Annotated in this window: 8 protein-coding genes and 6 pseudogenes; 4 read left to right on the top strand and 10 right to left on the bottom strand. The window is 38.1% G+C overall.

The features are described from left to right. Positions 1 to 147: 147 nt before the first annotated feature. The 10 genes and pseudogenes from L3081_RS18120 to mlaF all read right to left on the bottom strand — a co-directional run bounded on the left by L3081_RS18120 (position 148) and on the right by mlaF (position 10,715). Positions 148 to 990: an HDOD domain-containing protein gene (locus L3081_RS18120; RefSeq protein WP_242287459.1), complete on the bottom strand. Its 843-nt coding sequence runs from the start codon at positions 988 to 990 to the stop codon at positions 148 to 150. Between the two features lie 32 nt (positions 991 to 1,022). After that, positions 1,023 to 1,492 (bottom strand): annotated as a pseudogene (locus L3081_RS18125) (winged helix-turn-helix transcriptional regulator). Between the two features lie 148 nt (positions 1,493 to 1,640). Next, positions 1,641 to 5,506, bottom strand: a pseudogene (gene putA, locus L3081_RS18130) (bifunctional proline dehydrogenase/L-glutamate gamma-semialdehyde dehydrogenase PutA). Positions 5,507 to 5,764: 258 nt separating this feature from the next. Then, positions 5,765 to 7,042 carry a UDP-N-acetylglucosamine 1-carboxyvinyltransferase gene (gene murA / locus L3081_RS18135; protein ID WP_242287461.1) on the bottom strand — a complete coding sequence of 426 codons (1,278 nt, stop codon included), beginning with the start codon at positions 7,040 to 7,042 and terminating at the stop codon, positions 5,765 to 5,767. Positions 7,043 to 7,156: 114 nt separating this feature from the next. Then, positions 7,157 to 7,408, bottom strand: coding sequence for a BolA family protein (locus tag L3081_RS18140; protein ID WP_242287464.1), 252 nt, complete (start codon positions 7,406 to 7,408; stop codon positions 7,157 to 7,159). A gap of 28 nt (positions 7,409 to 7,436) precedes the next feature. Beyond that, positions 7,437 to 7,739, bottom strand: coding sequence for an STAS domain-containing protein (locus L3081_RS18145; protein WP_242287466.1), 303 nt, complete (start codon positions 7,737 to 7,739; stop codon positions 7,437 to 7,439). Positions 7,740 to 7,827: 88 nt separating this feature from the next. Further along, a complete protein-coding gene (locus L3081_RS18150; RefSeq protein WP_242287468.1) occupies positions 7,828 to 8,544 on the bottom strand; it encodes an MlaC/ttg2D family ABC transporter substrate-binding protein in 717 nt (238 codons plus the stop codon). A gap of 14 nt (positions 8,545 to 8,558) precedes the next feature. Further along, positions 8,559 to 9,031 (bottom strand): annotated as a pseudogene (mlaD, locus tag L3081_RS18155) (outer membrane lipid asymmetry maintenance protein MlaD). Positions 9,032 to 9,097: 66 nt separating this feature from the next. Next, positions 9,098 to 9,873: pseudogene (gene mlaE, locus L3081_RS18160) on the bottom strand (lipid asymmetry maintenance ABC transporter permease subunit MlaE). Then, positions 9,873 to 10,715: a phospholipid ABC transporter ATP-binding protein MlaF gene (gene mlaF, locus L3081_RS18165; RefSeq protein WP_242287470.1), complete on the bottom strand. Its 843-nt coding sequence runs from the start codon at positions 10,713 to 10,715 to the stop codon at positions 9,873 to 9,875. The pseudogene mlaE and the gene mlaF overlap by 1 nt, the downstream one beginning before the upstream one ends. Positions 10,716 to 10,942: 227 nt before the next feature. Between mlaF and L3081_RS18170 the strand changes: the two are divergent. From L3081_RS18170 to lptC, 4 genes and pseudogenes are all read left to right on the top strand, one after another. Further along, positions 10,943 to 11,928: pseudogene (locus L3081_RS18170) on the top strand (calcium/sodium antiporter). Positions 11,929 to 11,959: 31 nt separating this feature from the next. Then, positions 11,960 to 12,925: a KpsF/GutQ family sugar-phosphate isomerase gene (locus tag L3081_RS18175; RefSeq protein ID WP_242287472.1), complete on the top strand. Its 966-nt coding sequence runs from the start codon at positions 11,960 to 11,962 to the stop codon at positions 12,923 to 12,925. 30 nt (positions 12,926 to 12,955) lie between these two features. Continuing rightward, a pseudogene (kdsC, locus tag L3081_RS18180) lies at positions 12,956 to 13,508 on the top strand (3-deoxy-manno-octulosonate-8-phosphatase KdsC). Next, on the top strand, positions 13,505 to 14,155 hold the full coding sequence (gene lptC / locus L3081_RS18185; protein WP_242287474.1) for an LPS export ABC transporter periplasmic protein LptC: 651 nt from the start codon (positions 13,505 to 13,507) through the stop codon (positions 14,153 to 14,155). Before kdsC ends, lptC begins: the two are co-directional and overlap by 4 nt.

Here is a 14,155-nt window from a genome sequence, read left to right on the forward strand (position 1 = left end):
GTGGTGGTTACCCATAAAAAAACTACGAAGTGTATAGTATTTTGTCCACTTAGTATTTAAAGCGCTTTTGGAGCCCTTATAATGTAGTGTTTCATGCTAATAAAATAATCACTTTATCCTGAATATAATTTCATTTTAAAAATAAATTTATCTTGAGAACAACTTAGGATTCATCACCGTTAAAATACCGTGTGCGTCATTTTCTGCTATTTCACTCACTTGCTTAATATCAGCTTTACTTAATTTTAAACTGCTACATAACGACTCATCAATCACTTCATCGTATTCAAATACATCGCTATGGCTATCTAATAAAGCAAGTCTTGAAGCTAAATTGAGCACTTTCACATCATTATTAATTTGATTACTTTTTGCTTGATTAAAATGACGAATAGGGATAATTATTTTTTCAGGAAGCTGCCAGATCTTAAGTAATTCAGCAGAAATATCAGTGTAAGTGTAACCTAACACTAATTCTTGCAGAGCCCAGGGTAAATTTTTACGGTTATACTGTTCACAACGCTGTGCTACCTCAGGGGTGATTTTTGCAACCAACAGCTCCCCAAAGTTTTGTAGTAGCCCCGCAACAAAGAGTCTTTCAATATCTTTTATGCCTGCTTTTATTGCTAAATTTTTGGTTACTAGTCCGCAATAAATACTCATGCGCCAAAAGCGTTTCAAATCAATCGCCTGATTTTCAAAATGTTTAAAAGCCGATGCTGCAACATCCACCAACATCATATTGTAAATCGCTTGAGTTCCAATAATAGTAATTGCGCGAGAAATAGTGCTGATCTCACCCGGAAAGTTATAAATGGCGCTATTTGCTATTTGTAATAATCGAGATGTCATTGATGGATCTACGCTAATCACATCAGCAAAATCATTAATTGCTGAGTTTTCATCTTCCATCAGAGCTTTCACTTTAAAACAAGCGTCCGGTAAGGCAAAAGAGCCATTAGCTTGAAGTGCGTAATCATATGCGTTCATAGTTATCCTTTTTCGATGACTGTTTTGAGATACTAATCAAAAGGTACACCACTATCTTCTTTAATATGTTCAGTGACCATATAGGTGTGTGTTTGAGATATGGCAGGTAAACCAACAACCTTTTCTAAAATTAGTCGATAACTGTCCATATCAGAAAATCGTGTTTTGAGTAAATAATCATAACCGCCACCACTAAATGACATTCGACAATTTCTTTTATATTAACGACTTCTTTTTTGAATAATTTAAAAACATCCGCGGTGGTTCTGTCTAGGGTTACCTGTATAAAAGCAGTCATTCTATAGCCAAGTTTTTGCGCACTTAAAAAAGCACCATAACGTTTAATATAGCCTTCAGTCTCTAAGCGTTTAACTCTGTCTAAACAAGGACTAGCACTTAAATTTACATTTTTTGCCAATTCAACATTAGTGATTCTACCATCAGATTGTAGTGTTTTTAAAATAGCTATATCGACACGGTCTAAGGATTTAATTTTGTTCATTATCTAAAATACAATATTTTATAGTGATTAAATTAAATAGTGTCATATATTTGATGGATATGGAATAAGAAGTCATAAGTAAGTAAATCAGGGAGTGACAAAAAGCCACTCCCTTAATACATTAACAATAGATTGGATAGACTAAATTTTATTCGTCCTCTTCAATCAATGTCATCAGCGACGTATTACCACCGGAGGCGGTAGTATCAATGCTGATTGTTTTTTCAGTTAACAAGCGTTGTATGAGGTTATCATAATATTCCGACGTAATAACCGGTAAAATAGCTCCACTTCGCTGTGCAAGTTTTTCACTAATATAATGTTTTCTGTCACAACTACTGTCAACCACAACACCTGACAACGCAGGGTGTGCAAGCATAGTTTCTAGATGATTAAGTCTAGCAACTTGTAAAATACCCACATCAGCACCTGTAGAAATAAATTTATCTCTAAAGGCTAGAGCTTCATCATAAAACAAGTCAGATACCACAGATATTACGGTATTGCCTGTGGCTAATGCAGTAACTACAGACATTACCCAAAAGTGAAAGCTAACGTTATCATTTGCAAAACACATAATATTTCCACGGTTTTCTAAGTAAATAACATTTGATTCACCTGTAGGCCCCGGCAATTCCTGTGGTTTTTTCATGCGCTTTTCAATATTAATTAATTGATCACGGGCTACTGCTAAAGTCAGGTTTAAATCGTCCGCCAAACCTTCAACAATCTCGACATGGGCAATTTTAGCCAGTAATTGTCGAACATGTGAAACGCGGGTGTTTAAATCGGTTAAACGCCACTTTTGTTGTGCACATTCTGCTGTCTCCATAAATTGGATAGCTTGATTTTGTGCGTTTTCATCGCCACTTAACGCGAGTTCTTGTCTTGGTAACAACTGTATTTTTTCTTCATCTGGTGTAGCTTTTTCAACCACTAAACGAGAAAGGTAGTTTGGACCACCTGCTTTAGGCCCTGTACCTGAAAGTCCTCTGCCTCCAAAAGGTTGTACACCAACAATTGCCCCTATCATATTACGGTTAATATAAACATTACCCGCCCGTGATAACTTAGCCACTCAATCGCTCTATGTTCAATACGCGTATGAATACCCATCGTTAACCCAAAGCCTGTACTATTAACCTTGTCAATAACCGCTTCTATCTCAGTCCCTTTAAAACGAACAACATGTACACAAGGACCGAACACTTCTTTGGTTAACACATCAATGCTTTCAATTTCGTATAAACGTGGGGCAAAGAAGAAATGTCCATCGCTATCGCTTACTTCACTTCCCTCCTTACCTCCAAATAGGTCACATTGATATAAAAGCGTGCCATTGGTTTGCATGTACTCATGATGCGCATTTAGTGCATCTAAAGCCTTTTGATCAATGACAGGGCCTACATCAGTGCTTAACTTTGTCGGGTTCCCAACATGCAATTCAGCTAAAGCGCCTTTAAGCATGCGAATGACACTATCAGCAATATCTTCTTGTAAAAATAACACTCTAAGCGCTGAACATCGTTGGCCGGCTGATTGAAAGCCTGACGATATCACATCATCAACCACTTGCTCTGGCAAAGCTGTAGAGTCAACAATCATACAATTCTGACCACCAGTCTCCGCAATTAATGGCACTTGATCACCACCACGCTCTGCTAATGTTTGAGAAATGCGAGTGCCCGTTTCCGTTGAGCCAGTGAACATGACTGCTGCCACTCTTTCATCAGGAACTATTGTACTACCAACCACACTACCTCGCGCCATAACCGCTTGAACAACATGTTTCGGTAAACCAACAGATTTCATCAATTCAATAGTACGCAATGCAATAAGCCCTGTTTGTTCTGCAGGCTTTGCTAACACAGTATTTCCCGTGACAATTGCCGCAGCAACTTGCCCTAAGAAAATAGCCAACGGGAAATTCCAAGGGCTAATACACAGTACAACACCTCGCGCTTCTAATCGCTCATCTGCGCTTTGCTCAATCGCGCGGGCTGCATAATATCTGCAAAAATCAACGGCTTCACGTACTTCATCAATGCCGTCTTGTGCTACTTTACCCGCTTCTTTAATACACAGAGCGATCAATTCTTCTATATGACGCTCTAATATATCAGCAATACGACAAAGCAAAGCGGCACGTTCTGATACAGGCGTTTTTGACCAACTTGCAAAAGCTTTTTCTGCATTATCAATCATAACTCGCATATCATCTTCGCTATGATGACGGTGAAAGCCAATAATTTCCTTGTGGTTAGCCGGGTTTTTTACCGCTTCAGCGTCATTAGGCACATCATTTTTATTTAATAGGTTTTCAACAAACCAATTATCTAAAGCCTGCTTTAGTGAAGTAATTTCATTAATATCGGTTAAATCTATTCCTTTAGAGTTGTCTCTAGCAGCAATAAGCCCATTTAAATTTTTCTTATTTTCATTACGGTAAAGATCAATAGGCATTACAATTTGTCCATTGTACCTATCCTTTAAACGTTGAGTCTTCTCTACAGGGTCAGCAAGTAAAGATTCTACTGGTTGAGATTCATCAACAATGGCATTAACAAAAGATGAATTTGCCCCATTTTCTAATAAACGACGTACTAAATAAGCCAGTAGATCTTCATGATGTCCTACCGGTGCGTATATACGACATTGTATGCTTTCTTGAGATACTATTTGATCATATAAAGAGTCACCCATACCGTGTAAACATTGGAATTCAAAACCTTGCTTATCTTCACCCGCTAATTCAACAATCGTCGCTGCAGTATAAGCATTATGTGTGGCAAATTGCGGATAAATACTGTCACGATAATCAAGTAGCTTATTGGCACAAGCATGATAAGAAACATCCGTAGATGATTTACGTGTAAACACAGGGAAATGACTCATTCCATCTTTTTGAGCATTTTTAATTTCAGTGTCCCAGTACGCACCTTTCACTAAACGTACCATCATACGACGGTTAGTTCTCAACGTTAGTTCTCTTAACCAATCAACAACAAAAAGTGCTCGTTTTTGATAAGCCTGTAGTGCAATACCGAAGCCTTGCCAATCGCCTAAATCTGTATCAGTAAACACAGCTTCAATAATATCTAACGATATATCTAAACGCTCTGATTCTTCTGCATCAACAGTCAAACCAATATTATAATCTTTGGCTTGTAAGCATAATGCTTTTAATTTAGGCACTATTTCATCCATCACACGAGATTTATGCGTAAATTCATAACGCGGATGAATCGCCGATAATTTAACCGATATTCCTGGGACCCGACGGGGATCATTTTTACCTGACGCTAGTGCAACTTTACCAATAACTTCAATAGCATCTTGATACGACTTTAAGTAGCGTTCAGCATCCAACATGGTACGAGCACCCTCGCCTAACATGTCATAAGAGTATACATAACCTTGTTGCTCTTTGGTTGCGGCACGCTCTGTAGCATCCGTAATGGTTTCTCCCATTACAAACTGCTTGCCCATTATTTTCATCGCATAATTCATTGATTTGCGAATTACAGGCTCCCCCAATCGACCAATAGTTTTTTTCAGTAAGCCAAATTTATCCTGTTTACGTTTATCTGCATAATTCACCATTGAACCAGTGATTAATAGACCCCATGATGAGGCGTTAACAAACAAAGAGTCACTAGACCCTAAATGACTACTCCATTGACCCTGTGATATTTTATCCCGTATTAACGCATCTTGTGTGTGTTTATCTGGCACACGTAATAGCGCTTCGGCTAAGCACATCAGTACCACACCTTCTTCTGAAGATAATGAATATTCATTTAGTAATGCATCTATAGCACCATTACCTTCTTGATCTTGACGAATTTGTAAAACCATTTTACGAGCTCGTTCCCAAGCACGACTTCGTGCACTTACATTCACTTCAGCAAATGGAAGAATATGATCAACGGCAACATTTTCATCTATACGATAAAACTCTCGAATTTTCTGACGAATTGGACAATCAGTATTAAATGAACCAGTAAAAAGCATGGGCAAACCTCAAAAAGCGAACAGAGTATTTCTGTTTTTATTATAGTCAATAAATTTCGAGGCGCATTTTAAAGTTAAAGCAACAGAATGTCTTGGTTATTTTCGGGATTTACCCATTTATAATACTGAAAAAGCCAGACAATACAGTAGAATATTCTACTATATTATCTGGCTTTTACATTTGTAAGAAACTTTATTCTATTAGGCTATGTTATTTATTTCCTGAGCTGAGCAATAAAACAAATATATTAAGGTGTATTAACTAATATTTATCCGCGTAATATCTGCACCTAACGCTTGAAGTTTATCTTCTATTTTCAAATAACCTCGATCAATATGATAAATACGATCAACCTGCGTTGGTGTTTTTGCAACAAGACCCGCAATAACTAAGCTTGCTGATGCACGTAAATCTGTTGCCATCACTTGCGCGCCATTTAATGAACTAACACCTTTAACAATAGCCGTATTACCTTCAAAGACAATATCAGCCCCCATGCGCTGTAACTCAGGAACATGCATAAAGCGGTTTTCGAAAATAGTTTCGATAACCGTTGCGGTGCCTTCGGCTAATACATTCAACGTCATAAATTGAGCTTGCATATCTGTTGGAAATGCCGGATGCGGTGCAGTTTTAACACTGACGGCTTTTGGTTTATGTGTCATTGATAATTCAATCCACTCGACACCTGAGCTATTGACACCTACTGTAATATCAGCACCTGCTTCTGTTAGTTTCGATAATACCGCTTCTAATCCGCTAGCGTCAGTATTTAAGCATTTAACTTTTCCTTGTGTTACTGCTGCTGCCACAAGGAAGGTGCCTGTTTCTATTCTATCAGGCATCACACTGTATTCACTGCCTCGCAGTTCACTAACACCTTCAATAGTTAATGTATTCGTTCCTTCACCCGATATTTTTGCGCCCATACTTATTAAGCAATTAGCAAGATCGACAATTTCGGGTTCTCTAGCTGCATTCTCAATAACAGTGATACCGTCAGCTAATGCCGCCGCCATCATTAAATTTTCAGTACCCGTTACACTGACAACATCCATAAAGATATTAGCACCTTTCAGGCGACCTTTATTTCTAGCTACAATATAACCATTTTCAACGTCTATATCAGCGGCCATTGCTTTAAGCCCCTGAATATGTAGGTTTACAGGTCGGGCACCTATGGCACAACCACCAGGTAATGACACTTCTGCATGTCCCATACGCGCCAATAATGGTCCGAGTACCAGAATAGAAGCGCGCATCGTTTTCACAAGATCATACGGTGCACAACATTGCGTAATATTGCTCGCATCAATACTTAATTTATCTTCACTTAACCATTGTGTTTTAGCACCCAGTTGTCCCAATAATTTTACGGTGGTTAAAATATCATTTAACTTAGGAACATTATTAAAAACTATCGGTGTTTTTGATAATAGTGCTGACATTAAAATAGGGAGTGCGGCGTTTTTAGCCCCTGAGATGGTGACTTCACCGTGTAGTGGCTTACCACCAATAACTTTAAATGCGTCCAAAATGACTACTTCTTACCTATAATTGGATGAGATACTTACCCAAATTACCTCAAAATTCTGAATTCGAGTAAAATGTGCTTACCTATAAATTTACTTAACTAGTATTGCATGACCTTACATATTAAACAATTTGTCACGTTTCCATTGTTCTTTCGTAAATGTTTTCACCGTTACAGCATGTATACTTCCAGCTTTTATGGCTTCTGCCAATGCAGCAAACACAACTTGTTGGCGTTTAACACGAGATAATTCACCAAACATATCAGCAACCGCCATTACACTGCACTGTGAACCATCAAATTTAACATGTAGTTCATCAAGATCTAGCGCATCATTAATTAATTTTTCTATTTCTGTTACTTCCAAGAGGTATTCCTTAAGCGCGTATTTAAAGCTAAGCGGGATTAACGGGTAAAAAACCGTCAACACCACTTAAGCTAATTAATTTTTTTAGTTTAGCAGGGACACTGCTAAAAGTAAGCTGACAACCTGTTTGGCTTGCTAGCTCTAATAAATAAAAAAGCCAAGCAAGACCGGCTGTGTCAATTTGATTGACTTGCTGTAAGTCAATCGTTGAAGTTTGCTGATTGATAATCTGCTTAATACTTTCTTTAGGTAATGTCATCACTGTTTGTCGCGTTAGCTCACCTGCTAGTACGATATTGTTTCCCGTGATATTTAACGTTATATTTTCCACAAATATTGCCACTTTTACCTAAATGAATTTACTTACTTTTTATTGAAGTGTCGAATGGCTAACTTGTTTGTTAGTCATTATTAGCCACTTAATCTTTAAAAACAATATCTCGATCACTTTGCTTTTTTAGCAATTCGGTGACATAAGGCAGCCCTTTTTGACGAATAACTCCGCCAAGCTCTGCTTGTTTACTGTCAAGCAAGCTTACACCTTCAGCAATCATATCAAATGCTTTCCATTCTTCAGTTTGTCTATCTTTTCTTACTTTAAATGAAACATCAATATTATCCCTACCTGTCATAATAACACGCGTATCTACAGCGACTATTTTTCTATCGGTAAAATCTTCAGCCGGTGCAAATTCGACAGGTTGTTTATCATATAAGGTAAAAACTTGTGCATAGGAGGTAACAAGATATTCTCTAAAAACAGGCACAAATTCTTTTCTTTCTTCATCAGTCGTATTCTTTAATTGCTGACCAATGACTTTAAAAGCAGAGTATTGATAATTGATATAAGGCATCAACTCTTCACGCACTATCGTTTTGAGAATATTAGGGTCAACACGTATTGCTTGCTGCTCATTAGCAAACCGTTTAAATGTTCTCCCTGCAACTTCTTTAATCATTGCATAGGGATCTTTTTGATTAACATCACTACGATGAAAGCCCGAAGACTGATCAATGTCACTACCTGATAAACTAGGCTCTTGTGCTGCATTAAAGGCGAACGCATTATGTGCTACTATACTAGAAAATACATAACCTAAATATAACGCTACCTTAACAGATTTTGTTTTCTTCATTTTTACTTCCTTCATTATTCACTACCACTTCCTTGGCCAAATAAGAATTGCCCTATTAATTCTTCCAAGACTAATCCGGTTTAGTATCTTCAACATAATCATTGGGTTTGAGAATCTCTAATGAATCATCCATAAAACCAGGCTGCAAGCCTATATACTGCTCACCCAACAAACCTGCCGTTAATATCGCCACAGAGGTTGCCTCTGAAAATTGATTATATTGACTATAAATTTCCATCGTAACAACAGGGGTATAGTCCTTTGCATCAAGAGATATATCACTAACTCGTCCAACAACCACTCCGCCAACTTTAATAGGTGAGCGTACTTTAAGACCACCAATATTATCAAACTTAGCAAAAAGATTATAGCTATCACTACTACCTGAAATACCGCTATTAGCCACTTTCAGTGACAGCATAAGTAATGCAGCAATCCCTAAAGCAACAAAAAAACCCACCATTAACTCTACTTTTTTTGATATCATGGTTTCACCAAACGCCTTTAAAATGTACTTAAAAATCAATTACTAACTCATCAATTACAATGAGAATTATCTTGCAAACATCAAAGCCGTTAAAATAAAATCTAAGGCTAATACCAATAATGATGATTGTACCACAGTTGACGTTGTCGCCCGTGAAATTCCTTCTGAAGTAGGTTCACAATCATACCCTTTATAAACAGCAATCCAGGTGACAACGAAAGCGAAAACAATACTTTTAATAATGCCGTTAACGATATCTTTACTGAAGTCTACTTGATCTTGCATCACAGACCAAAATGTACCGCTATCAACACCTAACCAATCAACACCAACGAGGTGTGCACCTAAAATACCCACCATAGAAAAGATGGCAGCCAATAAAGGTAAACTGATAAACCCGCCCCAGAATCGTGGCGCAATCACGCGACGAAGCGGGTCAACCGCCATCATTTCTAGGCTTGATAATTGTTCGGTTGCTTTCATTAAGCCTATTTCTGCTGTTAAAGCGGATCCGCTCGGCCGACAAATAATAGTGCTGCAACCACAGGTCCTAATTCACGAAGTAACGATAAAGCCACCATTGGTCCCAGGCTAGCTTCTGCGCCATAACTAACTAAAATAGTATAACCTTGAAGTGCCAACACCATGCCAATAAAGCCACCAGAAACAACAATAATAGTGAGTGACATAACGCCAACATTATAAAGTTGTAACAACAGCAACGACGTTCCTTTACGCACATTAGGAATATGTAACAATGCTGATAACAAAACAATCACAGCACGCCCTAAACCGCTAATTAACGCTAAAGTATTTTTCCCTAATAACTGCAATTGCTGCATTAAATTTTTCCTCGAGAATTTAACGTAGTCGCATCATGAATTAATTCTTCACGATAATTGGGTGCGGCATAATGGAAAGGTACAGGTCCATCCGCTTCCCCTTGCACAAACTGTTTTACTAGAAGAGAGTCGTGTTGCCTTATTTGCTCTGGCGTCCCTTGGCCAATAACTTTTTGTTCCGCAATAATATAAATATAATCGGCTATGCTCATAACTTCTGGCACATCATGAGAAACAACAACGGATGACAGCCCCAAGGCATCATTTAGAGAACGAATTAAACGCACGATAACCCCCATAGAAATAGGGTCTTGACCAACAAAGGGTTCATCATAAAGGATTAACTCAGGATCAAGCGCAATAGCACGAGCCAAAGCTACACGCCTTGCCATCCCCCCCGAAAGTTCATTCGGCTGTAAATTACGTGCACCACGAAGCCCAACCGCTTCAAGTTTCATCAACACTATTTTCTCTATAATAGTTTCAGGAAGCTGACTGTGTTCACGAATAGGAAAAGCAATATTGTCATAAACACTCATATCAGTAAAAAGTGCGCCACTTTGAAACAACATACTCATTCGTTTACGTGTTTCATATAACTCCTTTCTAGAAAGCTGAGGAATGTCCTTCCCTGCAAATAATATTTGTCCTGACTGAGGACGAATTTGACCACCAATTAAACGCAACAACGTAGTTTTACCAATACCACTTGGTCCCATAATCGCGGTAACTTTTCCTTGCGGGATAGACAAACTAATATCATTATAAATTACGCGTTCACCTCGTTTAAAGGTAAGGTTATTTATCTCAACTATGCTTGTATTACTTTCAATTTCTATCATTAAAATCCATGGCGCGCGATTGATTATTACCAATTTTACCTGAGCACCTAACATTCTTCACTAGAAATTAACGATTTAATGGATAATAAATGTCAAAAAATGTTAGAAAATGTAAAAAAAAATCTTTTTTGTGCTTTATTTTACTTATTTGCCTTTAATTTCATTAATTACTTTTTTTTTTGATCAACAAACAGCGACAATTTAGCTCCGAAAAATTGGAGTCATAAATGTTAGTACACATTGTAATTTTATTAGTTGCCTTTATCGCACTCGTATGGAGTGCCGATAAATTCGTTTTAGGTGCCTCATCATTAGCAAGAAACCTAGGTGTTTCACCCATGATCATAGGATTAACTATTGTTGCCATGGGATCTTCCGCCCCAGAAATGATGGTGGCAGCGGCAGCGTCACTGCAAGGTAACCCAGATACCGCTATTGGCAATGCCATTGGTTCTAATATTACGAATATAGCCTTAGTATTAGGAATAACTATATTAATAAAGCCTTTAGTTGTTTCTTCTTCCACGATAAAGCAAGAGTTACCCTTTTTATTACTACTAACTCTCTTGACCTATTGGATACTTTCAGACAATTTCTTTAGCTTTACTGAAGGTGTAGCCTTGATGATCAGCTTTTTTGGTTTTATCGCTTTATTATTAATTAAGGCATTAAAACAACGTAAAAACCAAAATAATAACGATCTAATGATTATTGAAGCAGAACAAGAACTCCCTGCCCCCACAACGACGGGAAAATCCATTTTTTGGCTAATAATGGGAATAACCCTATTGATAATAAGCGCCCATTTCCTTGTGGAATCCGCTGTTTTTATTGCAAAAGCGTATGGCATTAGCGATCTAGTTATTGGGTTAACTATTATTGCGATAGGAACGAGTTTACCGGAGTTAGCAGCAAGTGTAGCCAGTATATTGAAGAAAGAAGACGACTTAGCCATGGGTAATATTGTCGGCTCAAATATATTTAATATTCTAGCCGTGTTACCTTTTTTGGTATTATAGCACCAGGGTTGATTAACCCCGAAGCGTCATTTAGAGATACACCTATCATGATAGCGGTGACTGGTTTACTATTTGTATTATGCTTTAGTCGAAAGCTTGGCTACTTTAGGTTAACTCGCTTAAAAGGCGCATTACTAGTGATATGTTTTTTTGCTTATCAAGTGTTACTTTTTAGTCAAACGACTATCAACTAGCCCAATCAACAAAAATAATTTAAGTCAAACCATGAAGAATTTTAAAGAAATCGCTAAAAACGTAATAAACATTGAACAACAAGCGATTGCAGAATTATTGCAATATATTGATGATAATTTTGAAAAAGCCTGCCACATAATGTATCAATGCCAAGGCCGTGTTATCGTTATTGGTATGGGAAAATCAGGTCATATAGGCGGTAAAATTGCAGCCACATTAGCCAAGACTGGCACCCCAGCCTTTTTCGTTCATCCCGGCGAAGCAAGTCATGGTGATTTAGGTATGATCACTAAAGATGATGTGGTGTTAACCATTTCCAACTCAGGCGAAACGGGCGAAGTGTTAGCGATAATCCCCGTAATAAAGCGCATTGGTGCCAAGCTTATTTCTATGACAGGCAATACAAGCTCTACCTTAGCAAAATTAGCCGACACACATGTTTGCATTAAAATCACAACGGAAGCCTGTCCGTTAGGATTAGCGCCTACATCAAGTACAACAGCAACCTTGGTTATGGGAGATGCAATGGCTGTTGCCTTACTCAATGCGCGTGGTTTTACCGCTGATGACTTTGCTTTATCCCATCCAGGGGGCAGTTTAGGAAAACGTTTATTACTGCGTTTAAGCGATATTATGCATCAAGGGGAGCGTTTGCCTGTGATTTCTGAAAATGCGCTAATCAAAGAAGCTTTAGTTGAAATGTCATTAAAAGGCCTAGGAATGACTGCAATTGTTAATGCTAAAAATCAACTTGTTGGGTTATTTACCGATGGTGATTTACGCAGAATTCTTGACCTTCAAATCGACATACATCAAGATAAAATAACAACCGTTATGACCAAATCGCCTACGGTGGCACAAGCCGATATGCTAGCAGCACAAGCCCTTAATATTATGGAAGATAAAAAGATTAATGGTTTGATCATAGTAGATGAACATCATTCACCTATCGGAGCAATGAACATGCATGATTTGCTAAGATCAGGAGTACTCTAAGTGAATAAGAACATAAACGCTCGGCCAAAAATGCTTGTTAAAACTCTTTATGGAGACATCTCAAAGGGTGTATTTGAACGCGCAAAAAAAATAAAATTATTAGTATGTGATGTTGATGGCGTTTTCTCTGACGGTCGAATTTACTTGGGCAACGACGGCGAAGAACTAAAAGCATTTCACACCAAAGATGGCTTTGGCATCAAAGCACTTGGCAATAGTGGTGTGGATGTTGCCATCATCACGGGTCGTCGTTCTGCCATTGTCGCTAATCGTATGTCTGCTTTGAATGTAAAGCACATAGTACAAGGACAGGAAAATAAGCTACCAAAGACTTAAACACTTAGCAAAACAACTTAACCTGGCGCCTGATGAAATAGCTTATATTGGCGACGACATACCTGATTTAGCCTGTATTATATACGTAGGTTTAGGAATTGCGGTCTCTGATGCCCATCCGGGCGTGTCGATAAAAGCTGATTACACCACATTTACCCAGGGTGGCTTTGGCGCGGTTCGCGAAGTTTGTGACTTAATAATGCAATCACAAGGCGCACTTGACGATGCAACGGGCGCGAGTATATGACCCGCACAACTTTTTTAACTTTTTTAATCTTAGTACTGGGTGCAATGGCTTACGGTATTATTGAGTGGCGACAGTCAACAATACTACCTGATGAAACTATTGAAAGTAAACTCACCCCTGATTTTATAGCAGAAGCACTAAAAACAGATATCTACACTAAATCTGGACAGCTTTCCCACGTCATCGTTGCTGATCGTATGGAGCATTACGCAAAGCTTGAAGTAACTCACTTTGAATTACCAAATTATACCTTATATCCACAAAACAGCTCAGCAAAAACGAGTAAACCTAGCACGTTAAGTACTGATGATTCCAAAGATAAGCCCCCCTTAACGGCTCAACCTGAAAAAAATGCGCTACCGTGGAATATTAGTGCAAAAGAGGCAACACTTTATAAAAACAATAGGGTTATTTTAAATCATCGCGTACACTTAAGCGCAACCGATGAAAATAGCTTAATACAAGAAATACATTGCAAGTATTTAGAACTCGACTTAAATACCAATATTATCAGCTCCGATCAAACCGTGATGGTACAAGGGAAGGACTTCACTATGTATGGCTCTGGCCTGATAATTGACTTAAACACTAAACAGATGACATTAACTGAACATGTACGTACTATTTATAAAAAGAACAATAGTTAA

This window comes from Colwellia maritima (assembly GCF_022669015.1).
Taxonomy (GTDB): domain Bacteria; phylum Pseudomonadota; class Gammaproteobacteria; order Enterobacterales; family Alteromonadaceae; genus Colwellia; species Colwellia maritima.

Coding starts and splice junctions, on each gene's coding strand:
- L3081_RS18120 (WP_242287459.1), bottom strand. CDS start 990: ATGAACGCATATGATTACGCACTTCAAGCTAATGGCTCTTTTGCCTTA.
- L3081_RS18150 (WP_242287468.1), bottom strand. CDS start 8,544: ATGAAGAAAACAAAATCTGTTAAGGTAGCGTTATATTTAGGTTATGTA.
- mlaF (WP_242287470.1), bottom strand. CDS start 10,715: ATGATAGAAATTGAAAGTAATACAAGCATAGTTGAGATAAATAACCTT.
- L3081_RS18175 (WP_242287472.1), top strand. CDS start 11,960: ATGAAGAATTTTAAAGAAATCGCTAAAAACGTAATAAACATTGAACAA.
- lptC (WP_242287474.1), top strand. CDS start 13,505: ATGACCCGCACAACTTTTTTAACTTTTTTAATCTTAGTACTGGGTGCA.